This window comes from Paenibacillus sp. FSL R7-0652, from assembly GCF_038595045.1.
Taxonomy (GTDB): domain Bacteria; phylum Bacillota; class Bacilli; order Paenibacillales; family Paenibacillaceae; genus Paenibacillus.
The window spans coordinates 4,419,694-4,446,047 of the sequence record NZ_CP152001.1; the positions used below are offsets into that span (position 1 = coordinate 4,419,694).

At 47.6% G+C, this 26,354-nt stretch carries 21 protein-coding genes; 7 read left to right on the forward strand and 14 right to left on the reverse strand.

The window, feature by feature from the left end:
* Positions 1–401 precede the first annotated feature (401 nt).
* Positions 402–2,198: an NFACT RNA binding domain-containing protein gene (locus MKY97_RS19430; RefSeq protein WP_342551942.1), complete on the forward strand. Its 1,797-nt coding sequence runs from the start codon at positions 402–404 to the stop codon at positions 2,196–2,198.
* A 149-nt stretch (positions 2,199–2,347) separates the two neighbouring features.
* On the opposite strand, the gene MKY97_RS19435 is transcribed toward MKY97_RS19430, so the two are convergent.
* From MKY97_RS19435 to MKY97_RS19470, 8 genes are all read right to left on the reverse strand, one after another.
* Positions 2,348–3,211: a PHP domain-containing protein gene (locus MKY97_RS19435; RefSeq protein ID WP_342551943.1), complete on the reverse strand. Its 864-nt coding sequence runs from the start codon at positions 3,209–3,211 to the stop codon at positions 2,348–2,350.
* 102 nt (positions 3,212–3,313) lie between these two features.
* Entirely contained in the window at positions 3,314–4,225 is a 912-nt protein-coding gene (locus MKY97_RS19440; protein WP_342551944.1) for a selenium metabolism-associated LysR family transcriptional regulator, read from the reverse strand.
* Between the two features lie 155 nt (positions 4,226–4,380).
* Complete coding sequence (locus tag MKY97_RS19445) at positions 4,381–4,818, reverse strand: hypothetical protein (RefSeq protein WP_090923653.1); 438 nt, start codon at positions 4,816–4,818, stop codon at positions 4,381–4,383.
* 164 nt (positions 4,819–4,982) lie between these two features.
* A complete protein-coding gene (locus MKY97_RS19450; protein WP_026080981.1) occupies positions 4,983–5,246 on the reverse strand; it encodes a YlbG family protein in 264 nt (87 codons plus the stop codon).
* Positions 5,247–5,333: 87 nt separating this feature from the next.
* The gene (locus tag MKY97_RS19455; protein ID WP_342551945.1) at positions 5,334–5,771 is read right to left on the reverse strand and encodes a YlbF family regulator; all 438 of its coding nucleotides are present in this window, start codon (positions 5,769–5,771) and stop codon (positions 5,334–5,336) included.
* Between the two features lie 156 nt (positions 5,772–5,927).
* Complete coding sequence (locus tag MKY97_RS19460; RefSeq protein WP_342551946.1) at positions 5,928–7,691, reverse strand: helicase-associated domain-containing protein; 1,764 nt, start codon at positions 7,689–7,691, stop codon at positions 5,928–5,930.
* A gap of 28 nt (positions 7,692–7,719) precedes the next feature.
* Positions 7,720–9,441, reverse strand: a complete 1,722-nt coding sequence (locus MKY97_RS19465) for a DNA repair helicase XPB (RefSeq protein ID WP_342551947.1) — start codon at positions 9,439–9,441, stop codon at positions 7,720–7,722.
* A gap of 101 nt (positions 9,442–9,542) precedes the next feature.
* Positions 9,543–10,715, reverse strand: coding sequence for a M20 family metallopeptidase (locus MKY97_RS19470; protein ID WP_342551948.1), 1,173 nt, complete (start codon positions 10,713–10,715; stop codon positions 9,543–9,545).
* 210 nt (positions 10,716–10,925) lie between these two features.
* On the opposite strand from MKY97_RS19470, the gene MKY97_RS19475 reads away from it, so the two are divergent.
* Both MKY97_RS19475 and ftsW read left to right on the forward strand, forming a co-directional pair.
* Positions 10,926–11,273, forward strand: coding sequence for a YugN family protein (locus tag MKY97_RS19475; protein WP_090923657.1), 348 nt, complete (start codon positions 10,926–10,928; stop codon positions 11,271–11,273).
* Between the two features lie 12 nt (positions 11,274–11,285).
* A complete protein-coding gene (gene ftsW, locus MKY97_RS19480; RefSeq protein WP_342551949.1) occupies positions 11,286–12,572 on the forward strand; it encodes a putative lipid II flippase FtsW in 1,287 nt (428 codons plus the stop codon).
* A gap of 201 nt (positions 12,573–12,773) precedes the next feature.
* Here ftsW and MKY97_RS19485 read toward each other — a convergent pair whose 3' ends face one another.
* Positions 12,774–13,136: an Asp23/Gls24 family envelope stress response protein gene (locus tag MKY97_RS19485; RefSeq protein ID WP_090923659.1), complete on the reverse strand. Its 363-nt coding sequence runs from the start codon at positions 13,134–13,136 to the stop codon at positions 12,774–12,776.
* A 184-nt stretch (positions 13,137–13,320) separates the two neighbouring features.
* Between MKY97_RS19485 and cax the strand changes: the two genes are divergently transcribed.
* Positions 13,321–14,391, forward strand: coding sequence for a calcium/proton exchanger (gene cax, locus MKY97_RS19490; protein ID WP_342551950.1), 1,071 nt, complete (start codon positions 13,321–13,323; stop codon positions 14,389–14,391).
* 227 nt (positions 14,392–14,618) lie between these two features.
* Here cax and MKY97_RS19495 read toward each other — a convergent pair whose 3' ends face one another.
* The 5 genes from MKY97_RS19495 to MKY97_RS19515 form a co-directional block, all read right to left on the reverse strand.
* Positions 14,619–14,912 carry a YlaN family protein gene (locus tag MKY97_RS19495; RefSeq protein WP_111271074.1) on the reverse strand — a complete coding sequence of 98 codons (294 nt, stop codon included), beginning with the start codon at positions 14,910–14,912 and terminating at the stop codon, positions 14,619–14,621.
* A gap of 221 nt (positions 14,913–15,133) precedes the next feature.
* Positions 15,134–15,379, reverse strand: coding sequence for an HPr family phosphocarrier protein (locus MKY97_RS19500; protein WP_090923662.1), 246 nt, complete (start codon positions 15,377–15,379; stop codon positions 15,134–15,136).
* A gap of 96 nt (positions 15,380–15,475) precedes the next feature.
* On the reverse strand, positions 15,476–16,591 hold the full coding sequence (locus tag MKY97_RS19505; RefSeq protein ID WP_342551951.1) for an aminopeptidase: 1,116 nt from the start codon (positions 16,589–16,591) through the stop codon (positions 15,476–15,478).
* A 111-nt stretch (positions 16,592–16,702) separates the two neighbouring features.
* Positions 16,703–17,560, reverse strand: a complete 858-nt coding sequence (locus MKY97_RS19510) for a hypothetical protein (RefSeq protein ID WP_342551952.1) — start codon at positions 17,558–17,560, stop codon at positions 16,703–16,705.
* Positions 17,561–17,719: 159 nt separating this feature from the next.
* Positions 17,720–19,711 carry a sensor domain-containing diguanylate cyclase gene (locus MKY97_RS19515; RefSeq protein WP_342551953.1) on the reverse strand — a complete coding sequence of 664 codons (1,992 nt, stop codon included), beginning with the start codon at positions 19,709–19,711 and terminating at the stop codon, positions 17,720–17,722.
* Between the two features lie 463 nt (positions 19,712–20,174).
* On the opposite strand from MKY97_RS19515, the gene rpsD reads away from it, so the two are divergent.
* The 3 genes from rpsD to MKY97_RS19530 all read left to right on the forward strand — a co-directional run bounded on the left by rpsD (position 20,175) and on the right by MKY97_RS19530 (position 26,323).
* Positions 20,175–20,774, forward strand: coding sequence for a 30S ribosomal protein S4 (gene rpsD, locus MKY97_RS19520; RefSeq protein ID WP_342551954.1), 600 nt, complete (start codon positions 20,175–20,177; stop codon positions 20,772–20,774).
* A gap of 189 nt (positions 20,775–20,963) precedes the next feature.
* Positions 20,964–23,069: a methyl-accepting chemotaxis protein gene (locus MKY97_RS19525; protein WP_342551955.1), complete on the forward strand. Its 2,106-nt coding sequence runs from the start codon at positions 20,964–20,966 to the stop codon at positions 23,067–23,069.
* Between the two features lie 152 nt (positions 23,070–23,221).
* Complete coding sequence (locus MKY97_RS19530; RefSeq protein WP_342551956.1) at positions 23,222–26,323, forward strand: transglycosylase domain-containing protein; 3,102 nt, start codon at positions 23,222–23,224, stop codon at positions 26,321–26,323.
* Positions 26,324–26,354: the final 31 nt, after the last annotated feature.

The following is a 26,354-nucleotide window of genomic DNA, read 5'->3' on the forward strand; positions in this document are numbered from 1 at the left end:
CTCCCCGGCATGCTGTAGGGCAGGCTGTACACTGTGCCGGACAAACTACCTGCTCTATATGTATTCGGACAGGTCAATGAATAGCACCCGGAAGGTGAATCCTTTCCCTGATGGGCAGAATAAGCTAAAATAAAAGTCTGCGAAGATGACAGCGCAGCTTCGCATGTCGATTGATGAATCTGCCTGCTGTAAAACGCCGCGTTAGTCGCGGTATGGATAAACGTTCTTCAGTCACGGTATGAATAAACGTTCTTCGCCTGGCAGACAGCATGCCATTAAAACTGCAGACAGCCACTTGTTTATTAGATTGCTGTTACATATGCTGCGGCTGCCTGAAAACCGTTATAGATGAAGCATGCTGCATAGTAAAGCAGATGCTCGATAGAGAGGAAGTGGATAATATGGCACTTGACGGCATCGTTACCCGAGCCATCGTACATGAATTGCAGGGCTGCACCGGCGGTCGTATCAGCAAGATCCATCAGCCCAATGGTCATGATGTGGTGCTTACTCTTCGTGCCCAGCGCGGCAACAGCAAACTGCTTGTCTCGGCAAGCCCAACGTATCCGCGTGTACATTTTACGGAGAAGACATTTTTGAATCCGACAGAGGCACCGATGTTTTGCATGCTGATGCGCAAGCACTGCGAAGGAGCTATCATTGAGAGTATCCGTCAGATCGGTATGGAGCGAATCATTCATATCGATGTACGTCAGCGGGACGAGCTTGGCGACGTTTCGGCTAAACGCATCATCATTGAGCTTATGGGACGTCACAGTAATATCATTTTGCTTGATCCTGCGACGGACACCATTCTGGACGGAATCCATCATGTCACACCATCCATCAGCAGCTACCGCGTAATCATGCCGGGTTTCTCATATACTTCACCTCCTGAGCAGCATAAGAGCAATCCGCTGGAAGTGACCAAAGATGAGTTTGAACAGCTGTATTCAGGCGCTGTGGATACAGAAGAAAACAGACCTGAAACAGATGCAGCAGCAGCAACAGCTCCAGAGACAAGAGCAGATGCCTCACGGTGGCTTGTCAATGCATTTAGCGGGATAAGTCCGCTGATTGCAGGAGAGATCGCAGCGCGAACAGCTTCTGACTCAGAACGGTTCGATACGCAAGAGCTGTGGACTGCTTTTGAGTCAGTGGTTAGGCCTGTAAAAGAGCATCAGTACGCCCCTGTGACGGGACTGAACGTCAAAGGTAAAATGATCTTTTCTGCCATCCGTCTGCAGAGTATTCAGGATCAGGAAAAAATGTACGATACGATGAGCAAATGTATGGAGGATTATTACGGAGACAAAGCTGAGCGGGATACGGTCAAACAAAGAGTCAGCGATCTGCTTCGTTTTCTGCAGAATGAACGCAGTAAGAACATTAAAAAGCTCGACAACCTCAATAAAGACCTGCTGGAAGCGGACGACGCGGACAAGTACAGACTATGGGGTGAGCTGTTATTCGCTTCCCTGCACTTGGTGAACAAGGGTGACAAAAGTGTGGAACTGGTTAACTTCTACGATGAAGATCAGGCAAGCATTACCATCCAGCTTGATCCACTGCTCACGCCATCCGATAATGCACAGCGGTATTTCAAACGATATAACAAATACAAAAACAGTCTCGCTGTCATTCACGAGCAGCTTGGTAAAACGAAGGATGAAATTGCCTACCTCGACAACCTGCTGCAGCAGCTGTCCATCGCATCTATGAATGATATCGAGGAAATTCGGGACGAACTTGTACAGCAGGGTTACCTGCGTGACCGGAACAAAAAAGGCAAGAAGAAAAAGAAAAATGATCGTCCAACCGTGCATCAATTCACTTCTTCGGAAGGCATTGACATTCTGGTCGGCAAAAACAATCTGCAGAACGAGTATGTCACTAACCGTCTCGCCTCTGCTAACGATACATGGCTGCATACCAAAGACATTCCGGGCTCTCATGTTGTCATTCGCAGCACGGATTTTGGTGAAGCTACGCTGGAAGAAGCCGCACAGCTGGCAGCTTATTTCAGTCAGGCAAAAGAATCAAGCAGCGTACCTGTTGACTACACCTACATTCGTCACGTACGCAAACCAAGCGGTGCGAAGCCCGGCTTTGTCATCTACGATCATCAAAAAACGCTGTTTGTTACACCCAATGATGAATTGATCAAGAGCCTGCCATCCACGATTAAAAATGGATAAGCAGCCTATCTCATTAGGGCGAGATGCAGCATTAACCCAAAAAATCCCCTGCCATCAAATGCTGAGGGGATTTTTTGGGTTAAAAAATGGATATTCGATTCAAGCATAGACTGACATTAAACACGCCGGATCGTTTTACAATCTGCGTTCTACCGCCTGCTCTGTACTGCCGCCTGCAGTTGGTCAAGCACATCCACCGATACTGTCCTGCTCCCGAGATCTCCATGGAAAACAACGCCCTGCCGTTCTCCATGATAATCTGAGCCGCCTGTCTCAATAAGATCATATTCTCTCGCCATCTCGCTATACCTGCGTTCCTCCTGCGGGCCATGGTCTGAATGAAATACTTCAATCCCATCCGGAAGACAGTCTGCAATGATTGCACGTACCAATTCATCATCTTGATAGAGGCCTGGATGCGCAATCACAGCAGCACCGCCCGCTGCTCTAATCCACTCACAGGCATCTTTCGGTGTGACTCGGGGCACAGATACAAAACCAGGCCTGCCTTCAGCAAGATAACGATCAAATGCATCCCGCATATCGACAGCGTATCCCTTCTTCACCAACACATCAGCCATATGGGGTCTTCCAATACTCTCATCCGGCTCCAGCGGCCGCCCCAGCTCATCCAGCACATCCTGCCAGCTTATATCGAGCCCAAGCTCCTGCAGCCTGCCAATGATCAGATGATTACGGTCTTCTCGCGCTTCTCTTAATCCGCGCAGCCGCTGCAGAAACAGTTCATCCTCAGTATTGATGTAATAACCCAGCACATGAATATCTTTATCACCTGCCCGAGTACTGATCTCAACCCCTGCTACAACTGTAATATCGAATGCTTCCCCCGCCCGCTGTGCTTCGGCTGCACCGGCTACGGTATCATGGTCTGTCAGGGCAACCGCAGATAGCCCTTTCCGCTTGGCAAGCTTCACATTATCCGCTGGCGACTGCATGCCATCTGAAGCCTGACTGTGCGTATGAAGATCACATCGTCCTTGATGCTGATTCATCGGTAATCGTTCCTTTCCAAATGAAATACCGACTTTTTAGATCGGGCACTTCTGATTTTATAATCCCTACTTGTATTCATGTATCCAAAGCTCGTAATATACTTAAACCTGTTCGCCGGGCTCATGTTCCTGTTGACGCAAATATCCCAAAAAGGCAACAGCTGATAACGGCAGCAGAGACGACTTCAGGTGGATCGCATAAAACTGCCGTTTGAATTCAAGCCCGCGAATGTCCACAATGTGAACCAGTCCGAGAGCCAGTTCATGCTGTACTGAAGAAGGAGACAGCATCGTAATGCCCACGCCAGCCTCTACAGCCGACTTGACTGCACCTGTACTTCCAAGCTCCATAACCACATTCATATCACTTGGATCAATTTTTTTCTTCTTCAGCTGTCCTTCCATCACCTGGCGGGTGCCCGATCCTTCCTCCCGCAGCACAAACGGGTAATTCATTACCTCTTCCAGATTCACTTTGCCGCGCCCGGCCAGATCATGTCCCGCTGGCACAATCAGCTTTAATTCATCCTGCATCACTGGTTCAACGATCATATCCGGGTGGTTTACAGGCGCTTCAATTAACCCAAAGTTCAACTGATGCTTCAGAATTTCATCCATGATCTGTGTGGTATTCATGACTTTCATTACAATTGAAATATCCGGATACTGCCGTGCAAAAGGCCCCAGCATACGAGGCAGCACATATTCCCCAATGGTTAGACTTGCGCCAAGCTGCAGTCTCCCCTGCAGCTTCTGTGTGAAGGCAGACATCGCCTCATCTGTCTGTCTAACCAGCTCTACACTTCGTTTGGCATGGGGGAGCAGCGTCCGCCCCGCCTCTGACAGCTCTATTTTTTTAGTGGAACGATGCAGCAGCTTGGTTCCAAAATAATCCTCCAATGATTGAATCTGCATCGTCACAGCCGGTTGAGTCATATGTAATGCCAGTGCAGCTGCGGAAAAACTCCCCTTCTCCGCAACCGTATAAAAAATGTGCAGCTGATGAAAATTCATATGTTCGCCCCTCTTCAATTACGCTTTCTATATTGTATCCGATTTCCAGACCGGCAACAAAAAAAAGCATGCAGCTTGTCTGCATGCGTAAGTACAATAAATCTTCGAATAAAATCTTTCATAACATCTATGATTGCAATCTCGACCCTGCTTTGTTATCTATGCTTGCGGCTATTTTTGACCAGTGTCATTCTTCTGGAGTGCCTGAGCCATGAATAATATGACTTCAAATCTCTCAGTTCAATCGTTTCTGACATACGTCCCAAAAATGTTACTACAATCATTTTGTGCAGCGGATTGCCTGTAATATCATATTCTCCTTCAAGCTCGGAAAACTCGGCAACCACAACCAGATCATCATCAATTAAGTAAACGTCCTGTTCATTGCGGTAATATGGTGTTACCCGGTCCTGCTTCAGACACTCCCATAACCAGGCCGCAATATGGTCATCATCACTACGTGCAGGCTCAATACGGTCTGCATACCGCATCTTTGCATGATGGGTAATGACGATGTCAGCCACTTTCTTGTCTCCGAGAGCCACAAAAAACGGCTCGTAGGTGCTCCAACGTTGCATCACCTTATCACGCATGGGAATCACTCTCCACCATATAGGACTTTCTATCTATTTATTACCAAATATATTACAACATTAGTCCCGTAACCTCAAGGCATAAGTTTAACTTTATTCGCAAAAGTCCGTTCAGCCTCATTTTAAGAAAAGAGCGACCCGCCGGGCCCCTCCTGTATTTCGGGTTATATACCGTAGAAACTTGTTTTGTCCATCGTTTTGCTGGCATACTCGGTTTTAATCTCGTTCCGATAGGAGCGCTCAATTTTGCGCACATAGGAAAGCCGCTTTACATTTTTCATCGTATCGTCGGCTCGTTCTGCATTAACATACATCACAACATAATGCATACGGCGGGAGATATAATGCACGGTACCGTATTTTTCGAGATTGCGGGCCGCTTTCAAATCACTAACCCAAATAATGAATCCTGTTCTTTCCGCAAACACCATCGTTCCCCGCCCTTCTATAAATGGAGACCGGCCCTCGAAAGGCCCGGTCTGTACAAAATCTGAAATACAATCATCTGACAGCTATTAACTGCACCCGCATTTGCCGCCGCTTCCGCAGCCGCCTTTGGGATTTGGGTCATTACTAGGCACTTTAATGGTGGAGGAAACAGCAAAAGCAATGGTTTCTGACATTTGAAACAGCATCTCGTCGAGTGTCTTCTCAGCCTGTTTGAACCGAACCACCGCTTCAAAGGATTCCAGTTCCTTTTCCAGTTCTTTTACCTGATCTTTGGCTGCGTGATAGTCTGGATGAAAGTGACCAAAGCGCTGCGTTTCTTCAAACAGCTCTTTCTTGGCATTTAACTTCCGAATCCCTGCCTGAATCTCGGGACTCGTCTCGACTTGCTGCTTCCAATATAAATAATCCGATACTTCGGCAGATTGGTTAATCATGTCGCCCAGTTCATATGCGCCCGTTAACACTTGGGCCATATCGACCGTGTTTATTTCCGCTACGCTCATGAATTATTCATCCTATCTATATATAAAGTTCTACTTACGTAGACTACTTCATAATAGCATATCCACGGATGGTTAAGAAGAGTTTTTCCTGTAATTGCAAAAAGGGAAACTTTGAAAATTCGGTTTTAAATCATTTTTTTATTTATACGATTAGGTTTAGACATCATCTGGCAGGATAAGGCGCATTGAATCCCAACGATCAGGAATTAATGTTCGCCATTCGGTCTGCACAGCCGTTTCGTCGGAATTCACAATACACCATGCCTCCAGCGTCCAGCGCTCATGTCCCTGCACTTGATGCGGGATCAGAACCAACGTCTCATCCCCCTCTCGAATTCCCAACTTCACCTGCCATTCCACAGCTTGTACTGCAATTTGACGTGCTGTAGACATGTGATACTTTCTCCAGTCTCTGTGCCATGTCTCGGGTACATCAGCTTTTCTTTTATCCCATGCCGCTTTTCCATTCACATCCTGAAGCAGATCCAGTGCTGCATCAGACGGATTCACCATCGCCCCTGGCATAACGTGCAGCCGCAGTAACCCTTCCGGGCTTTCCGTGCACTCCGCAGCCCCTAAACTGCCTTTGCCCTGATCCTCTGACTGCCCTCTCACGCCTTCCAAAGACAATGTCAGGTGTGTGCTGCTGCCCTCTATTTCCTGACATGCTTGTGTCCAATCCTTCAACGCAGCAAGTACATGTTTTGGCACTCCGTTCACCGCATGTCTCTGTAAAAAATCAGCGATGGCTTCGTATGTAAAGCCTCCAGCGTGTGCCTTCACAATCCGTTCTTTAGACAATCGATAGATGGACAGCTGGTCGCGTGTAATCCGTTCACTGCAGCATTCCAGCCACCAACAGACCGCGGCAGATACGTCAGGCGGCACCATAATTTCTAAATCAGGCTGCACATAAATTCCACCGGATCGTTTCTCGTCCTTTTCCTGCTTCCGATCAGGCTCAATCATCCAACACACTGTATCATGTAAAAGATCCACTGGATTCATCAGCCAGCGGAACACCAGTTCCCCGGCTGTACTCTCGCCAATCTCACCGAATCCCCAGCCAGCCAAAGCATATACCCAGCCTTTGATCCCGAAATTCTCTTCCTCATTCAATATGACACACCATTCATCCAGACCAGGCCCAAGTAGTGCCAATTGATAACGGAAATGCTGCCCTTCTGCATCTTGCGCTCCATATCGGTCCATACAGATTCGAAAAATTTCACGATGCATCGCAGACCAAGGCAGCTTCAACCACTGCCGCAACGGCTCTTCATTAATTTCAAACCCCTTGCCTGTCTTCTGCACCAGTTGGAGACAAAGCAGCAGATCCAGCATCATCATTACATGTACCGGATATAGGTCATCATGTTCATATGAAATCTCTATATGTTTAAAATCATCGCAGGACAATACGGTTAATGTGCTTAACTTTTGTACGTTTCTCTTATGTATTGTGCCTTTTCCTGTCACAGGTAATCCTTCTCTTAGAACCCATGCAAGCAGATGAAGCAGCTCAGCTGCGATATGCGGTTTCCCTTCTTTAATAACCTTTTTAACCGATCCGGTCATCGGTGCAATATGCAGACCCACACGGTCTGCATAGACAAGCGTTAACGCGGCCAGGTGACATGTTGGAATATAATACGAACGTTCCCCCCAGCTTTTGTGCATAGAGCAGATCCAACCTTTGCGGCAGAGCACAGCAAAAGCAAGCTTGGCTTCTGCTCCGCTCAACCCTTCCCGAGCCCACGCTTCAGAAGGGAGAAGAGAAGAGAAGGTCTGACCTGCATGTTGGTGAAAAAGAGCACCAAGTACCCGCTGCTCTGCTGAGCCAAGTGCAGACCACGCTTCCTTTTCGCGTACCATTGTCGATTGTATTTCCTGCTCCATCTCGAACCCCTGATCAGACAACACAAGTTCCTCCCCTTCTGCAGTAGTGTTAATGAAACATGTCCGATTCCTGTACAATGCCATATTCATACCCCTGCTCTACCAAAAACAACTGCCGATTCAGCGCAAAGTCCTGTTCTTTGCTGTTTTCAGATACAAGTGCATAGAAATAAGCCTTATTTTCACCTGCTTTCGGGCGTAAAATCCTCCCGAGCCGCTGGGCTTCTTCCTGTCTTGAACCAAAGCTGCCGGACAGTTCGAGCGCTACTGCAGCATCCGGCAAATCTACAGCAAAATTGGCGACTTTGGATACGACAATGGTCCGAATCTCTCCCTTTCTAAAGGCAGAAAACCACTTGATTCGCTCCTGCTGCGGCATCGATCCGGAGATCAGCGGCGCGTCAATTTCCCGGGCAATCGTCTCCAGCTGATCGAGATATTGTCCGATGACAAGCGTCGGCACATTTTGATGACGTTTCAACAGCCGCTTCACAACGTCTAATTTTGCCGGATTCTCGGCTGCCAGACGAAACTGATGTTTGCCCTCAGCCTGCACATAAGTTGATCTCCATTCAGGCGAAAAGGGGATTCTCACTTCCTGGCACTTCACCTCGGCAATCCAGCCTTGCTGCTCCAGTTCTTTCCAAGGCATATCATATAACTTGGGCCCGATCAGTGAGAACACATCCTGTTCACAGCCATCCTCACGAATAAGGGTAGCGGTCAAACCCAGTCGTCGTGTTGCTTGAATATCCGCAGTGGCCCGGAATACCGGTGCTGGCAGCAGATGTACTTCATCATAGATGATAAGCCCCCACTTTCGCTCCTGCAGCAGATGAATATGGGTGAACGCCGCATCTTTCGCTTTCCGGTGAGTCAAAATTTGATACGTCGCCACCGTCACCGGTTTCACCTGTTTTTTCTGACCCGAATACTCTCCGATCTGTTCCGCAGTTATCGTCGTTTTATCCTGAATCTCCTGTATCCACTGCCGCACAGATGTAGTATTGGACGTTAAAATAAGACACTCGCACTGCAGCTGTTCCAAAACAGCTATGCCAATAATCGTCTTGCCTGCTCCGCAGGGGAGCACCAGCAGACCGCTTCCGCCGATCCCTTCACCGCCAGCGAACGCATCCACCGCCTTTTGCTGATAAGGGCGCAGTGCAAATGCAGCCTGCTCCTTCGCCTCGAGTCTATTGGCTGATTCAGGAAGAACTCGGCCTGACTTCCAGCCAAATAAAAGTTCAGTCCCCTTCCGATAACCTGCATAATCTAACACCGGATAACCCAGCCGTGTCAGTTCCTGTTTTAATAAACCACGCTGTTCGCCTGATAGCAGAAGTTCACCCGGGTTGATTCGCTGCATGCGGAAAGCAGCAATGGAACGTATGCTGCTCAAATCATCAAGCAGCTGCTGATCTTCACTTATCAGACACATGCGTTCATGATCCGGCTCTGCATGCAGTTTTAATTTGCCATACTGCTGCATTATCCGATGCACGTCCTGCGTGAGCGCTGAGGGCACCTTCCAGCGCGACATCTGCTCCAGACTGGCAGTCACCTGTTCCGAATTCCAGCCTAATGCCGCCGCATTCCATAAGGATAAAGGTGTAATACGATAGGTATGAAACGATGCGGGTGTCTTCACAAGTTCTGCGTACATGCAGAGCTGTGCCCGTGCTGCTTCGAAGCCCGAATGCCCCGTTTCGAGAAGCACAGTAAAATCCCGCTGTACAATACAGGCACCATGTTCATTCAATCTGTCCATTTTTCCACCTTCCTCGCCATCTGCTGATCTTTTTTCATTTAAGAAACAAAAAGAGCACCCTGTCCATACCTCGGTATGATCAGGATGCCCAACTACAATATTTAACATTCGGCTGCGTAACCCTTAGCCATAGCAGCAAACAGTTTTACGCCCGTCTGCATAACGTCTTCGTCAAAATCAAACATCGGGTGATGGTGCGGATATACCGCATTTTTCTCCGGATTGCCTGCACCGACAAACATGAAGCACCCAGGAATCTTCTGCAGGTAATAAGCAAAATCTTCTGCAGGCATCAGCATGGGAGAATTCTGAACCCGATCCGCCCCGAACGCGGCTCCAGCCTCACGGAAAAACCGTGCAGTCTCATGCTCATCATTAACAACAGGTGGATATCCCATAATATACTTCACCTGAGTCTCTGCCCCATATGCGGCACCGGTCTGCGACACCATAGCAAGTACTCGTTCCTTCATTGCATTTCGCGTCTCTTCATCGAATGTGCGTACTGTACCGCTCAATTTGCATTGTTCGGCAATCACATTTTGTGCAGATCCCGCCTGCATTGTACCAATGGTCAGTACAGCCGGGCGCAGTGGATCAACCGAGCGGCTGACGATTGTCTGAAGCTGCATCACCAGTGCGGAGCCGGCAACGACACTATCAATTGTAGCTTGCGGCATACCGCCGTGACCGCCTTTTCCTTTGATATCGATATAAAAATCGTCTGCCGCCGCCATCATCGGGCCTGCTGTGCTTGCAACGAAGCCGGCAGGGATCGGCGTCCATAGATGTATGCCATAGATGACATCTACACCTTCCAGTGCGCCGTCAGCAATGACCTGCACGGCACCGCCCGGAAGCAGTTCTTCCGCCGGCTGGAACAAAAAGCGGATTTCACCCCGCACTTCATGTTTATGCCTGCTGAAATAGAGCGCGGTTCCCAACAGCATCGAGATATGCCCATCGTGACCGCAAGCATGCATCGCCCCGGCCTGCTGCGAGGCGTATTCAACATCTTTCTCGTCCTGGATCGGCAGTGCATCCATATCGGCCCGCAGCATCACAACAGGTCCAGGCTTGTCCCCGCGGAGAATTCCGATCACCCCGTGACCGCCTACATGTCGTTTGACCTCAATGCCAAAGCTCTCCAGCATATCAGCCACAAAAGAGGATGTTTTCTCCTCATGAAAGGAAACCTCAGGATTGCGATGAAGGTGACGCCGCCATTCCACCATGTGGATCTGCAGATCTTCCCACCATATATTATTTGTCATGTAACCCCATCCTTTCGTTCGTCAACAGGACTTCAAAACCGTCCCAAACCTTCCTCTTCAAACCTATTGCTGTATATTGTAGCAGAATTGCATGAAAACCGATACGAAAGGCCTTTAGAAAGCTTGCACGGGAAGGGGAAACATACTATCATGAACTAGAGAAATACACGAGAATTATACTCGGAAGCTTATGAGGAGGATCAAACGCTTATGATTTTTGAGAATACAGGCTTGGATGGCTTGAAGAGCGACTTGGCATACCTGGATGAGAGCGCCGAGAAAGTCGGATTTGTCCGGTGGCAGTGGGAATACTACCGTGCTACATATGACTACAAAATCGAAGATGAACAAACTAACTCAGAATACTTTGTACGCATTAATACGCGCGCGGTAGAAGGCAAGCTGGAAAAACCCGACACGGTTCTGGCCGTCGAAGCGGTCTATCTTGGCAAGGCCACCTTCCCGCATGGACTTGATTATGACTCTTCCGTTCCACAGCCAGTCGTGAAGCTGGCCACCCAAAAACTGCAGCAGCTTAAAGAACTGCTCGAAGCTTAGGCGGGCCATATCATGAAACAACAAAAGGCCCAGACGCGAACGAAGAGAGGCACGCCGGATTTTCAACTGCTAATCCTCACTTTACTGTTGGTGGGCTTTGGACTGGTAATGGTATTCAGCTCCAGTTCCAGCATCGCAATTGCAAGCAAAAGTTTTAACAACGATGCCCTTTACTTCACGAAAAAACAACTTATGTGGGCGATGATCGGTCTGGTTGGCATGTTTTTTGCCATGAATATCCGTTTTAACAAGTACAAAAAGCTCTATGCACCCTTTTTCCTGTTCACCACAGCACTGCTCTTACTTGTATTGGTAACGGGTGCCATGTTAAATGGTGCAAGAAGTTGGATTCGAGTGTTTGGATTCAGTCTGCAGCCCGCAGAATTTGCCAAAATTGCTATCATTCTTTATTTGGCTGCTTTAATCACCAAAAAAGGCGAACGGTTCCGCGACTTCAGAACAGGATATTTTCCCGTATTGATTATCGTTGGATTTATTGCAGGATTAATCATGCTGCAGCCTGACTTTGGTACCTGCTTTATTCTGGTATCTACCTGCGGTCTTGTCATTTATGCTGGCGGAGCCAGCATGAAGCATATCCTGGGTTCTGTTCTTCTGGTTGTACTGGGTGGTGCACTTGCCTTTGGAGCGAATGCCCTCTTTTCTTCCATGTCACCAGATCCTCCTGCGCTGGATCCCGCCACAACCGTAACAGCGCAGCAGAACTACAAAATCGGCCGAATTCAAGCTTTCCTGAATCCGATGTCTGACATCAATGGGGGAAGTCTTAACTTATACCGCTCTCTTGTAGCCATTGGTGATGGCGGCTTTACAGGTTCGGGTATTGGACAAGGCACCATGAAGCTGCATTATTTGCCAAACGCCTATAATGACTTTATTTTCTCCGTCATTGGAGAAGAACTCGGTTTCATTGGAAGTTCACTGTTCCTGCTCGTTTATCTGTATTTTATCTGGCGGGGGATTATCGTGTCACTGCGCTGTCCTGATCCATTCGGAACGCTGGTGGGCATAGGTATTATGGGACTTATTGCGATTCAGGCCTTCATCAATATCGGGGGTGTCACCCAAACAATACCGGTAACGGGTGTTACCCTTCCGTTTATCAGTTATGGGGGGACTTCGCTCTTTGTTATGATGGTTGCGATGGGCATTGTGCTCAGCATTTCACGTACCAACAACCTGGAAGCCATCAAGGAAGAAAAGACCAAATCCGTGACGGTACAGACGCGCACATCTCCAGCGCTGCGTTCCCGTGATTCGATCCGGCGTGTTCGCTAGAATATGGACTACGCTCGGAATATTTACGGTTTTGAATGGACAGCGATTGGGCTCAGATGACACGCTTCGCACTCAGCGAATGATACAAATTACAAAAAAGACTATGCATCAAGCGGATGCATAGTCTTTTTTCGCTTTCTTCTGTATGAGGAGAGATCCGCTCTGTTCCATCCTCAATCCCATTTGCGGAAGCTGAAGATTTTACAGATCGTCGCCTTTGAAAGACACACCTTCGACCTTTACATTCACTTCAACTACACGTAATCCGGTCATCGTCTCTACCGCTTCTCTTACATTCTGTTGAAGCATCCGAGAGACTTCATGAATCGGGGTTTCGTACAGGACGATGATGCGCAGATCAATGGCTGCTTCCAGCTGGCCGACTTCCACGCCTACGCCCTTCTGCACGTTTTTACCACTGAGACGCTTCGCCCAGCCTTCTGACAAACCTCCAGACATTGCAGCGATTCCAGGCGTTTCCATTGCAGCCATTCCGGCAATTTTCGCAACCACGTCATCGGCAATCCGGATGTTTCCGCTCTCCATTTGAAGTTGTTCTGCCATGCCACATCCTCCTTCACTTCGTTACTCGTATTTTAAATCGTTTCCACCCTAAAAAGCAAATTTAACTGTAAAAGATGCGTTTACAACCTGCCACCTTTTGGTTATATTGATATATGAAATTAATCGCATAGGTACATAACATGATTTTCAAAACAAAATAAGTGAATAACCGAGGTGTTTTTGTGTGAGAAACCGGATTTCATCCTTTTTGCTGATTGCTTTTTTTGCGCTCAGTGCCATCGCCCACTACTTGAAATGGGATTCGATTCTGCAGTTCGTCATATCTGCCATTTCGGTTATTTTTGTGGCTGGATTTCTAGGCAAAGCTACCGAAAATGTAGCCCACTATGCCGGTCAGCGGCTGGGTGGATTTCTGAATGCCACCTTCGGCAACGCGGCCGAATTAATTATCGCCATTTTCCTCGTCAAAGAGGGTTTGTTCGACATGGTTAAAGCCAGCCTGACCGGTTCGATTATCGGGAACCTGCTGCTCGTGCTGGGACTCAGCATCTTTGCCGGGGGACTGAAGTATAAAATTCAGAACTATAACGTCTCACTGGCGGGGCTGAACGGCTCCCTCATGATTGTAGCCATCATTGCCTTGTTCGTGCCTGCCGTATTCCTCAACACTCATTCCATTACGCAGCGGGACACCAATACGCTTAGTCTAATCGTGGCCGGACTGCTTATTCTGGCTTATATCGCGTGGCTGCTATTCTCGATGGTCACACATAAGAGCTACCTTGCTGACGTAACGGATGATAAAGACGAGGAACTTCCTCATGAGCACGCTCCTGCGTGGTCGAAGAAAAAGTCCATCCTTTATCTCGTTATTGCAACAGTCATGGTTGCTTTTGTCAGTGAATGGCTTGTCGGCACACTCGAAGTATTTACTTCCGAATTCGGACTAAGCGAGCTGTTTGTTGGTGCATTCCTGGTGGCAATCATCGGAAATGCAGCCGAACACAGCGCAGCGATCATGCTTGCCATGAAAAATAAAATCGGAGCCGCGGTGGAAATCGCCGTTGGCAGCAGTTTGCAGATTGCACTTTTTGTAGCTCCCGTGCTGATCTTTGTCAGTTATTTTACTGGCCGTACGATGGATATCGTGTTTACCACGATTGAACTTGTCGCCATCGGCGTATCCGTATTTATAGCCAAGTCGATCACACAGGACGGCTCCACCAACTGGTATGAAGGTCTGCTCCTGCTTGTCGTTTATATCATTCTGGGTGTTTCTTTCTTCCTTGTATAACAGCAAGCTGCTTATGTTTACATGTTTCAGCGAATATCGGACAGCCGCGGTGACTCCATTACCTGCGGCTGTCTTTACTTGGTTACAGCGCAGCAAAGACCCTGCTTATTCCGAGTGTTTTCTCTTGGATTTAGACTTACACCCGTGCGGCTGCACAGCATTTTCACATACAAAAAAAGCATGCAACGAATTTGCATGCCTTCTATTCTGACCCGCGCGATTGCAGGCTATTGCTCATTCTTTTTGTTCAAGGCTTCATATAAAATCGCTAAATTCCGCTCAAGCGCGCTAACCATCTGCTTACCTGTACCTTCTGGAAGGAGACCTGCACGAACAGCAAAATCAACTTCTTTGGAGAACCCATACATCTGTGTATCCAATACTTCCTCATAGAGAGGGCAGTAGCGGGTAGCCAGATTCTCCATCTGTACTTCAATAAGCTTCTGTATTTTATCTGCATCTTCTTGAAGAAGACTGATTGCTTTCAGGTTCAGCTGGTCCTGCAGATCAGATGAAGTCATGCATCATTTCCCCCCTATGTCCCAAAAATCGCGTAAAGACGTTCTACCTCTAATATTAGACGAAATGAAGACCTAATACAAGAACCTGACCAAAATATCCATCCGAACTGTGAGCTCTATTACAGCCTTTTCTTTTATTTCCAAGTGCCTTTGCCCAAAGGGCTGCGCTGCTGCTATTTAAAAACACCCCTGCCAGCGGCAGAGGTGTTTCTTAAATGCTGTTATTCAGATGCGATGTTCACATTCAGGCCGTGCTTTGCAAATACTTCCGACATTGCTGCCTTCGCTTCATCCGCATCCGGTCCATGAACATGCAGTTCATAACTGTGCGTGCTGATCAGCGTTGTAAACAAACCCAGAATACTTTTTACATCGATATACTTGTTCTCTGAATGAAGCACGATTGAAGAAGTAAACTTGCCTGCTGTTTGAGCAATTTCCACTACAGCCGCGTTATTACTCGACATAGGAATCCCTCCGTCTTTTCACTTTTGGTATCATCTATTAATTACCACTACATGATACCGTGAATCCGTTTTCCTAGCAACTGCAAAATACAGCGCCTACATCAACTGGTCGGGATTCAGACATTCCAGCTCAGGAATGACAAAGATGCCGTCTTTGCGAATGAGCACATCATCGAAATAAATCTCGCCACCGCCGTAATCCGGACGCTGAATCAATACAAGATCCCAGTGAATCGATGAACGATTTCCGTTATCGGTTTCTTCATATGCCTGACCTGGCGTAAAATGCAGACTGCCTGCAATTTTTTCATCAAACAAAATGTCTTTCATCGGGTGCAGAATGTGCGGATTGAAGCCAATCGCGAACTCACCAATATGGCGTGCACCTTCGTCTGAGTCCAGAATTTCGTTCAGACGTTTCGTGTCATTGCTGGAAGCTTCCACAATTTTGCCGTCTTTGAATGTGAATTTAATATTCTCAAACGTAATTCCGTTATACAGCGTTGGTGTGTTATAGCTGATCGTACCGTTCACGGAATCGCGAACAGGCGCGCTGTATACTTCACCGTCCGGAATGTTTTTCTGCCCGGAACACTTCTCTGCACCGACATCTTTAATAGAGAAGCTCAGATCGGTTCCCGGTCCTGTGATGCGTACTTTGTCGGTACGTTTCATCAGGTCAGCAAGCGAATCCTGCGCTTTGTCCATTTTGGCATAGTCCAGGTTGCATACGTCAAAGTAAAAGTCTTCAAAAGCTTCCGTGCTTGTATTCGCGAGCTGGGCCATACTTGCGTTAGGATAACGAAGCACAACCCATTTCGTGTGTTTGACACGCTGTTCGCTATGTACCGGGTGGGAGTACAGGGAGTTGTAAAGCTTCATTTTTTCTTCCGGCACATCGGACAGATCGTTCACGTTCTCTCCAGCACGAATACCGATGTAACAATGCATTTGTTTCATACGGTTCAAATCAATCTCTGCCCACGTTTTCATCATGTCTTCCGTAGCATTTCGCAGCATTGCGCGCTGAACGGTTCGATCCGTCAGCTGTACAAAAACGTTACCGCCTTTTTTGCCCACTTCTTCAATAATGGCATTAATCAAATCACGCTCTGATCCAATCATCTCAACCAATACGTTTTCGCCGGGCTGTACATCAACAGAATAACCTACCAGGTTCGCAGCAAGCTTCTGAATTCTAGGGTCTTTCATTATGATAAATCCTCCTGTCATCTGCCATTCAATGGAATTGAACAACGGTAAATTACGTTACTATTGTAGCACGCACCAGGCATCCCGTCAGCAGGCAGTCACAGGTTTTGTTTATTGATATGATTTAAAGTTCACATCGGTTACCAAAGCTTCCACATTCCTTCTGCTGCCGTTATCCGTGTATTTCACCTGGCTTTCGGAGGAAAGACGTGTTGGCAGACTGGTTTTGCGATCGACCGTCAGATGATACACTGTCTGTACGTCAGCCTTTTGGATCAACTGCTGCATCGTATCCTCTCCCTGCTGCCACACCTTCTCCAGTTCCTGTTCCAGCTTTTTCCTGTCTGCACCTTTTACTTGATCTGCCTTATGCATATATTCAGCCCGGATGGCGTTCATCTCGTCGGTCAGCTGGCTGGCGGCCCAAGCTTTGGCGGCCTCTGGCGCAAGTTCGATGCGCAGGATGCGGGTGTGACGACCCGAGCCATATTCGGATTGAATCGTCTTCTTCATACTGTCGATCTTCTCTAATTGTGCAATAGGATTAAACCGGGATAAGGATCCACGCAAAGGCTCATGCTGCGCCGTCAAAGCCGTCCACTGTCCTTTTTTCCGCGCAAAAGAGGCACTGAAGCCGCTGGGCTGCCCGTTATTATTGACCGCATTGAGATGTACTCCAGAACCCGCTGCGGTCACCGCACCTGGTAATCGGGTCTGCAGCGTCAGCCGGTCATGATCTTCCAGCCTGCCTTCAAACTTGAACTGATTTTCAAACATTCCGCTGTTCTCCCGTCGTAATCCTGCCTGTCCTTCGAACGTTAAAGTTTCCTTGCCGGCTATGCCCGATAATGCCAGAGAGAACACTTCTTCCGGCGTACGGTCCTGCTGGAGCATCCCGCAGCCCGGAACAGCCGTCAAGATAAGGCCCAATGTCAGCCATAAAACAAGCTTGGACTGGCGGTTCAGCATATCCATTCCACCTTTCAGTCATTTTCTCCATAGATTGCCCTGACAATATGCACTTATACTTCATACTTTACGACTTGACAGAACCTTCCTTGCTTTCGTACAGAGCTGCTCTTCAAAACAAAAAGAGAGAAGCCACTCCGCAGCCGGAATGATTCTCTCTTAACGTGTAACTTCCTGTTCCTCAATAACAATTCGATTACGTCCACCGTTCTTTGCACTGTACAGCGCCATGTCTGCACGGTAGAACAGGGACTCCACACTGACTTTTTCATCCATCCAGTTCCACTCGGCGATCCCGCTGGATACCGTTACGGACGGCCGAGTCTCCGCCTCCACTCGCATTCGAATCCGTTCCGCATATACAAGAGCCTGCTGAATGCCAATCTGGGGCATGTAGATCGCAAGCTCTTCCCCGCCCCATCTTGCACAGATATCCTCGGCCCGAACCGAACTTGTGACAATATCGCTCACCTGCTTGAGTACCTGATCCCCTGTCTGGTGACCAAACGTATCATTCACCTGTTTAAACTGATCAATGTCGACAACAACTAACGAACCGCAGTAATCATGGGCTTGACGTTCATGAATAATGTTATCCAGGTAATGCCTTACGTATAGTCCTGTCAGCATATCCAGGTTAGCCAAACGCCGCACTTCAGCATGCAGGGTGGCATTAGTCAGCGCAAGGCCAATGTGAATGGACAACATCTGCAGCAGCCTGTAGTTCTCATAGGAGAAGAAATGCTCTCGCACATGGGCAAGCAAAATGACACTCTTCACATGTCCATCCACTCTGACTGGAGATGCGATTAAAGACATCGCGCTGGTCAGTTCCATGAAACTGGATGTCACTTTATCAAACTGTGTATAGTCAGATATAATCAACGGCTCTTCGGTCTGATAGACATAACCCGCAATCCCGGAGTCGACTGGATACGTTCTATCCCCTAAGTTTTTTATATTGGTGGACATCACCTCAAACCGGCTTGTTGTGTCATTTAACTGCAGGATACAGAAAAAGTCTGCAAGAAATATGTTCTTAAGCTCCTGCCCGGAAAATTGATAGATTTCCATCAACTGCAGGCTTTTATTCAGACGCTGTGTCAGATCATTGATTACACGAAGTTCCTGAATCAGCTTATGCGATTGTTCATGGAGCTTCGCATTTTCGAAGGCGGTCCCCGCGGTATCCGCCATCATCGCAATCAGCTGCAGATCGGAATCCTCCATCAATTCCTCATTCATTTCGATATGAAAAACGCCATAGATCCCCTGTTTGCCCTTCAGCGGCAAACCGACTTCGATAATGCGTCTGTCCAGCTCCTCAGACCGGGAAACGATCAGCTTTCCTTCCATGAAAGACCGCACACAGATATCTTCTCCACGTTCATGCACATGGAGCGGTTTAATCCGGGGATTAAAGTTCCTCTGATCCTGAGACATATACAGCATAATGTGTGTGGATGGATAAAGATAATCCATACTGACAAATACCTCATCCAATATGGCTCCGACATCCATCTTGTCATGCATGCGCTGTACAATCTGAAAAAGAATGGATCTCCGGTGTTCTTCCCTCGCTGTTTGTTCATGCGCATGCAGCAGGTCCGTCATAAATATGTATTCAAATCTTCGGTAAAAGCAGGTGCGATAATGCAGTGCCTCAGATCGAACTACAGCTTCTGACGTTTCGGATCGGCCATCCTCAAAAACTAATGCAGTAAATACGGCGAACATGTCTTTATTTATTCTTGAAAAAAGAGGCTCGGCAATCAGCAGATAACTTCCCTGCCTGCTGCTGCCGCTTTGGGACAAGGTGTGTCCCTTCTCGGTACATTCCACAACCATCGAACGTACATTGATATCTGAATCCATACCATGAACTGGGTCTCCCCCCACACACTCACCTTCGGTGTTCCATACGCTGTAAACAGCATACGGCCTGTCCGATGCAGTATCATTCTGGTTTATCCAATCCTTATACGCTTGTTCCAATAAACTGCTTAAATATGAGAAATCGAAAGGTGTGATATCCATTTTTTGCATCCACAACGCGTGGTCATCATGAGATGGAAGCACAGTAAACGATGTGGAATCGCCCGCACTTCGCGATTTCAGGCTGGCAGGTAAACTTCTTAGATGTTCCAACATGTCAGGCGCTCCTTTGCACCGTTTTTGCATCCCGGCAGGATGCATTAATCTGCATCGATTATCGCAAATCTGCAAAACATTAGTAAATCCTTGATAGACAAGATTGTTTAAAGTTAAGATACCATCTATTTTACTCTGTTTGAAGCTTTTTTGCATCCATATTTCAGAAAATTGTCCCATTATTTTAGGCCCAATGACCTATCGACAAATTTAGACGTTTTTCTGACTTCATGTATTACTTGACTTTAAGTCTCCGGGGATGTAGAATAAATTGTTGATGAAGACTACTAAACGGTCTTTAAATTTGGGCATTACCGGTTGTGTCACCCTCATTCTTTTTGTTGCTTTCAGGACAGCGGCTGAACTTTCCTGATCGTTCTATGCGAGGCCAAGCCCGCATCAACAAATTGGAGCGCAAACAGAGCCCTATATGAACTTTAACTAAAAAGGAGCTACTTTAAACATGGCACGTTACACTGGTCCTAAATTTAAATTAAGCCGTCGCCTCGGCATTTCCCTGAGCGGAACAGGCAAAGAATTGAAACGTCCTTTCCCTCCAGGTCAGCACGGAGCTAACCAACGCAGAAAAATGAGCAACTACGGTATGCAGTTGCAAGAAAAACAAAAATTGCGCCACATGTACGGTTTGGGTGAAAAACAATTCCGCACATTGTTCTCCAAAGCGCAAAAAATGCAAGGTATTGCCGGTGAGAACTTCATGTTCTTGCTTGAGTGCCGCCTTGACAACCTCGTTTACCGTCTTGGCTTTGCTAACTCCCGCGCTGGAGCGCGTCAATTGGTAGCACACGGTCACGTAACTGTAAACGGCAAAAAAGTCGACATCGCTTCTTACCAAGTAAGCACTGGCGATGTAATCGGCTTGCGTGAAAGAAGCCGCGGTCTGTCTTCCGTTAAGGAAGCTTTGGAAAACCGTTCGCATCTTCCAGCATACGTTGAATACAATGAAGCTGCTGTAGAAGGTAAATTCATCCGCTTGCCTGAGCGCGCTGAATTGTCCCAAGACATCGACGAAAAACAAATCGTCGAGTTCTACAACCGTTAATCGTTGGATCACAACCAAAAAAAGCTGTCCGGGATTTTCCCGGCAGCTTTTTTTGGTTTACACTTTTCCTCCTAAAATCTTCATTCTCGGCCCCTACATAACGATAATATGGTTAGTCCCCTTTTGGAGGCAAGACGAACGTACGAAGCAATTGAACATAACTAGAACGACATCATAGGGGGTGTGTATATGCAATTTTTACGAAACACCAGGCTTGGCGTAAAGCTGGGATTACTGCTCGGATTGGTACTGCTCTTCTCCATCGGCGCATTAATTACCTTTAACACCAAAGCCATCTACGACAAAAGCCTGCAGTATGGCGAAACCGTTGCAGGACGATCTGCAAATGCAGCTGCGAGCGAATTTATGACAGACATGAATCAGGTAAAAAACACGTTGGACAGCTTAAGTACAACCCTGCTCGATGCTTCGAAGAGCGGATCACTGAGTCGTCAGGATGTGGTGCGTCTATTGGAGGAATACTTGAAAAAGGATGAAAAGGTTTTCGGCTTCTATACTGGATGGGAACCAGATGCCTTTGATGGCAGGGACACCGAACATGTCAATAAAGAGAAGTATGACGATGCTACCGGTCGCTTTGTCCCTTATGTCATCCGAGACGGCAGCAGCCTGCATTTCGAACCACTCACCACTTATGAGGGAACCAGCGAGACAAGCAAATACTATCAACAGCCAAAAGCAACCAAAACCATGTATTGGTCCGAACCCACCACATATAAGGTTGCTGGTAAAGAAACACTGCTCATCTCTATCGTTCTTCCTTTGCTTGATGAAAATAATACATTCCTCGGCATCGTAGGAGCCGATTTTACGATCGAACGTTTCCAGGAAAATATCGCATCCCTTAACCCGGATCAAGGTTACGCCATGTTGATTACTAGCGGCGGGCATATTGCGGCTCACGGCTCCAAGCCCGAACTAGCGAAGGAAAACGCTCAGATCTCTGCCGATACTCAAGGGCTAATTCAGCGAATCCTCACGGGAGAGTCGGGATTCTATGCTGCTGTTGACAGCAGTAAGCCGGATTTATTTATCGCTGAACCCGCGACAATGCGGGGGCTCGATTCAAGCTGGCATCTGGTCTCTGCCCTGCCCAAAAGCGTGATTCTGCAGCCTTTCTATGAGAGCCTTAAATGGTCCGTACTTATTGCAATCCTGGCCGTGCTCCTGCTGGCAGGTGTGGTTACTTATACAATCCTCTCTATCGTGAAACAGCTGAACAGAGTTAATGCCGCTGTTGGCCAGCTCGCCGAGGGGGATCTGACACAGAAATTACCTGTGAAATCCAAAGACGAATTTGGTGTCATGGCCGTCCATATGAATGACATGATGAATACGCTGCGGCATACGATTTCAGTTATATCCGAGCATGCTTTGTCGGTCGGTTCGACTTCGCAGCAGTTAACCGCCGGTGCAGAAGATACAAGTAAAGCGGCAGAACAGATGGCCCTAACGGGGCTGGAAGTTGCTAACAAAGCCGAGAAACAGGTTCAGGAGCTGCAGCATTCCTCCCGTTCAATGAATGAGATATCCGAAGGGATCGGAAGAATAGCTGAAGCCGCTGCCGAGGTGAGCCATGCATCCAGATCCGTAACGGAACGAACCTCATCGGGAACAGACAAAATACAGACAGCCATGGCTATGGTGGAGCGTGCCAGTTCATCAGTGCAGTCATCCATGACCGCACTGGAGCACTTCCAGCAGCGCTCGGAAGAGATTGGCCGTATTACAGGCATAATTACCGAAGTAAGCCGCCAAACCAACCTTCTCGCTCTCAACGCTTCTATAGAAGCTTCACGAGCGGGTGAACACGGCCTCGGATTCGGCGTCGTAGCAGCCGAAATTCGCAATTTGGCCGAGCAGTCCAGACAATCCGCTTCCGACATCGCCGCACTGATCCAATCGGTGCAGCAGGAGGTCCACGCGATCGTTGAACATATGGAAAGAGGAAGCAGTGAAGTCACTCACATCGCTGATGTGATGAATGAAAGTGGTGAACTTTTCATATCCATCTCCTCACAGATTGCTGATGTAAATGGACAGATCGAGCAGGTCTCCGCCATAGCCAAGCAGATATCAGACGATTCGCAGCAGGTCGATTCATCGCTGGAGCAGCTTAAGACGATTGGACATGAAACGGCATTACATGCAGGCGAGGTAGCGTCCGCTTCCGAGAAGCAGCTTGCTTCCATGGAGGAGATCACTGCCGCCTCCGCCTCTCTGGCACATCTCACACAGGAACTGCTGGAGCTGATCCAGCAGTTCAGAACCTGATGACGAACTCATGAAATGTCCTCCGATATCACATGCTATATAGCATAATCCATGCCAGATTGGCAAATTTCGACCATTACTTGTATTTCTCAGGCATGCAAACGGGTCTTTTTATGCTATAATAAGTGCTGTTAAAAGGAGGAAGACACTGAATGGGTGATGTTACTAAGAAAAAGCCTGAAGAACAGCCTGTACGCAAACGCAGCTTTGTCCGCAAATTGGGCAGTTTCGTTAAGTGGATGGTTGTGCTTGGATTTATGGGCATATTGTTCGTCGGCGGCGCTTTGATGGGTTACGTCAGTTCTATCGTAAAAGACGAACCTGTCCGTTCAAGGGCCCTGATTGAACAAAAAGTCAGCGAAAACTCCATCACAGGCTTTGCTTACTTTTCCGACGGCAGTCCGATTGGGCAGCTTCGTACGGAAGAAGATCGGCGTCCGGTCACCTTTGACCAGATTCCAAAAAAGGTTATTGATGCCGTTGTTTCGATTGAAGACAATCATTTTTACGAACATAAAGGTGTAGACATGAGCGGGACACTGCGCGCCGTGAAACAGAAAGTACTGAAAGAATCGGTACAAACGGGCGGCAGTACGCTCACACAGCAGCTCGCAAGACGTGTATTTCTAAATCTGGATCGTACGGAAGACCGTAAAGTGAAGGAAATTCTGTTGTCCCTTCGCCTGGAACGTTTTCTGACGAAAGACGAGATCATGACAGCGTATCTGAACAAGGTACCTTTCGGTAATGGTTCCAGCGGTTATAACGTATATGGAATCAAAGCAGCCGCTAAGGGACTGTTTAATATCAATGATCTTGAAAAAATCAATACTGCCCAAGCGGCCTATCTGGCTGGTTTACCGCAGCTGCCCTCTTCCTATTCCGCCTTTAACGGTAAAGGCGACTTTGTAGAGGACAATTTTGATCGCGCCATCAACCGTCAGCATCTCGTGCTTCGCCGTATGCTTGAACTTGGCAAGATTACGCAGTCTGAGTACAACAAAGCTTTGGCCTTTGATATCAAAAGCTCCCTTGCTCCAAAAACCGTTAAAGCTTATAACACTTATCCATACCTTATGATGGAAACGGAGCGCCAAGCTGCACAGATTATTATGCAGCAGCTGAGCGAGGACAAAACAAAAGAAAAAGGCAAAAGTACAGACGCAGCAGCGTTACAGAAGGAAAACAGTGCACTGCTGGAGGAAGCTCAGTCACAGCTGCGTACAGGCGGATATCGCATCTATACAACGATTAACAAAAACATTTACAAAACGATGCGTACAATTGCCGAAGATAACAGCAACTTCTCTGCCGATGATCCTGTCAAAGGAAAAGAGCAGACAGCAGCAATGCTGATCAACCACAAAACCGGAGCTATTCTCGGGATGATTGAAGGACGCAGCTTCCAGGATGAACAGATGAACTACGCAACCCAGATGGTCCGTCAACCAGGCTCAACGATGAAGCCGATTGCCGCCTATCTGCCAGCTTTGGATGAAGGCCTTATTCAACCAGCCTCCATCATAGACGATGCACCAATTATCCTGAAAAACGGACCCAGTGGATATCATATCGCCAAAAATGCGAACAACCGCTACCAGGGCTTGGTAACGGCTCGCCGGGCATTGAATTATTCCCTGAATATACCGGCATTGAAACTTTTCAATGAAGAAGTTGGCATTGAAAAAGCTTGGACTTTTGCTAAAAAGCTCGGAATTACAACGATCCAGAAGCAGGATTATCAGGCACAGACCGGTGTACTCGGCGGACTCCAATATGGTGTAACCGTCGAAGAACTGACAAGCGCCTACGGTGCAATCGCCAATAAAGGCGTATATAATGACTCCTACATGATCAGCAAAATAGTTGACTCCAAAGGCAATATTGTATATAAACACGACACGGAGCCTGTGCAGGCTTTCTCGGAGCAGACGGCCTATCTTATGACCGACATGCTGCGTACCGTAATAACTGAAGGTACAGCCGATAAAGTTCGAGACAACTACAAATACCGATCCAGTGTTCCGATTGTTGGTAAAACAGGTTCGACCCAAAACTACGCCGATGTCTGGTTTGAAGGATATACGCCGGACGTTACACTCGGTGTGTGGGTTGGTTATAAGCAGCCTATTAATACACTGGATAACAAATCACAGCGTAAACGCGCCCAGCAGCTTTGGGCCAAAATTATGAATGAAGTGGTGGAAACACAAAAAGATTTGTTTGTCACAAACTCATTCAAAAAACCTTCCGGGATCGAAACCCGGACAGTATCTGCATACAGCGGCAAGCTGCCAACATCTCTGACCGATAAATTTGTCACCGATATTTTCAACAGCAAATTTATTCCGAAGGAACGTGATGATGCCGTCGCTAAAACAAAATATATTACGTACAATGGTGTAAACTACATTCCGCGGGATGAAACACCTGGGGATATGCTGAAAGAAAAAACGGTCGTTAAGCGTAAAAAGCCGATCTCTGATCTCATTAAAGAATTGCAAAATGCATTCAAACGGATGAGTCGTCACGAATCACTTGCTTATTACCTGCCGGAAGACGCCGGTGCTGACCTGCCGACTGAAATTGATCCTCGTAGGGATAATGGCAAAGCGCCTGATGCCCCTAGCAATGTTCGTATCTCTATTTCAGGAGAGCGCGCGGTGATCACATTTAATGGTACACCTGAAAATGATGTCGTCGGGTATCGTCTCTATCGTTCCGTAGGCGGTGCCGGATTCCAGAATCAGGGCCAGGTTGTGCTTACGGGTGAGTCCAGATCATTCTCAGCCTATGCAACAACAAGCGGTAACTTTGCCTTTTATGTCACTGCCGTGGACGTTGCCGGCAAAGAATCTGCACCAAGTGCAATCGTAAGCAGCGCAGGTGTTAACCCACCTAAAACGGAAGAGGAAGAGCCGATTGAAGTTCCTGGTACAGTCGTTACTCCAGGAGAAGCAGCGATTGACAATGCACCAACGGCAGCTCCTGGAACACCAGGTCAAGTCAATGTCTCTGCTCTCTCCCAAGGGCTTCGGATTCAGTGGGCATCGAATCCGGAAGCAGATAAGGTACAGAGTTATGCTGTCTTCTTCAGCGAGACAAGTTCAGGACCGTTTACCAAGATTGGAACCACGTCAGGCACAAGTATGGATTACGGTGTTCCCTCTTCCACCAGCGGATGGTTTAAAGTATCTGCCAGCAATAGTGTTGGGGAATCCGAGGCTTCAGCAGCCATAAACTATCAGCCATAATTCCATGGCAAACGCATATCATAACATGATC

Bases quoted from the DNA above. Each gene is read 5' to 3' on its own strand.
- MKY97_RS19505 (WP_342551951.1), bottom strand. From the start codon at position 16,591: ATGAAAGACCCTAGAATTCAGAAGCTTGCTGCGAACCTGGTAGGTTAT.
- MKY97_RS19440 (WP_342551944.1), bottom strand. From the start codon at position 4,225: ATGAATTTTCATCAGCTGCACATTTTTTATACGGTTGCGGAGAAGGGG.
- MKY97_RS19430 (WP_342551942.1), top strand. From the start codon at position 402: ATGGCACTTGACGGCATCGTTACCCGAGCCATCGTACATGAATTGCAG.
- MKY97_RS19525 (WP_342551955.1), top strand. From the start codon at position 20,964: ATGCAATTTTTACGAAACACCAGGCTTGGCGTAAAGCTGGGATTACTG.
- MKY97_RS19485 (WP_090923659.1), bottom strand. From the start codon at position 13,136: ATGGCAGAACAACTTCAAATGGAGAGCGGAAACATCCGGATTGCCGAT.
- MKY97_RS19495 (WP_111271074.1), bottom strand. From the start codon at position 14,912: ATGACTTCATCTGATCTGCAGGACCAGCTGAACCTGAAAGCAATCAGT.
- MKY97_RS19445 (WP_090923653.1), bottom strand. From the start codon at position 4,818: ATGCGTGATAAGGTGATGCAACGTTGGAGCACCTACGAGCCGTTTTTT.
- MKY97_RS19455 (WP_342551945.1), bottom strand. From the start codon at position 5,771: ATGAGCGTAGCGGAAATAAACACGGTCGATATGGCCCAAGTGTTAACG.
- MKY97_RS19435 (WP_342551943.1), bottom strand. From the start codon at position 3,211: ATGAATCAGCATCAAGGACGATGTGATCTTCATACGCACAGTCAGGCT.
- MKY97_RS19510 (WP_342551952.1), bottom strand. From the start codon at position 17,560: ATGCTGAACCGCCAGTCCAAGCTTGTTTTATGGCTGACATTGGGCCTT.
- MKY97_RS19465 (WP_342551947.1), bottom strand. From the start codon at position 9,441: ATGGACAGATTGAATGAACATGGTGCCTGTATTGTACAGCGGGATTTT.
- MKY97_RS19530 (WP_342551956.1), top strand. From the start codon at position 23,222: ATGGGTGATGTTACTAAGAAAAAGCCTGAAGAACAGCCTGTACGCAAA.
- MKY97_RS19500 (WP_090923662.1), bottom strand. From the start codon at position 15,379: ATGTCGAGTAATAACGCGGCTGTAGTGGAAATTGCTCAAACAGCAGGC.
- rpsD (WP_342551954.1), top strand. From the start codon at position 20,175: ATGGCACGTTACACTGGTCCTAAATTTAAATTAAGCCGTCGCCTCGGC.
- ftsW (WP_342551949.1), top strand. From the start codon at position 11,286: ATGAAACAACAAAAGGCCCAGACGCGAACGAAGAGAGGCACGCCGGAT.
- MKY97_RS19515 (WP_342551953.1), bottom strand. From the start codon at position 19,711: ATGTTGGAACATCTAAGAAGTTTACCTGCCAGCCTGAAATCGCGAAGT.
- MKY97_RS19470 (WP_342551948.1), bottom strand. From the start codon at position 10,715: ATGACAAATAATATATGGTGGGAAGATCTGCAGATCCACATGGTGGAA.
- MKY97_RS19475 (WP_090923657.1), top strand. From the start codon at position 10,926: ATGATTTTTGAGAATACAGGCTTGGATGGCTTGAAGAGCGACTTGGCA.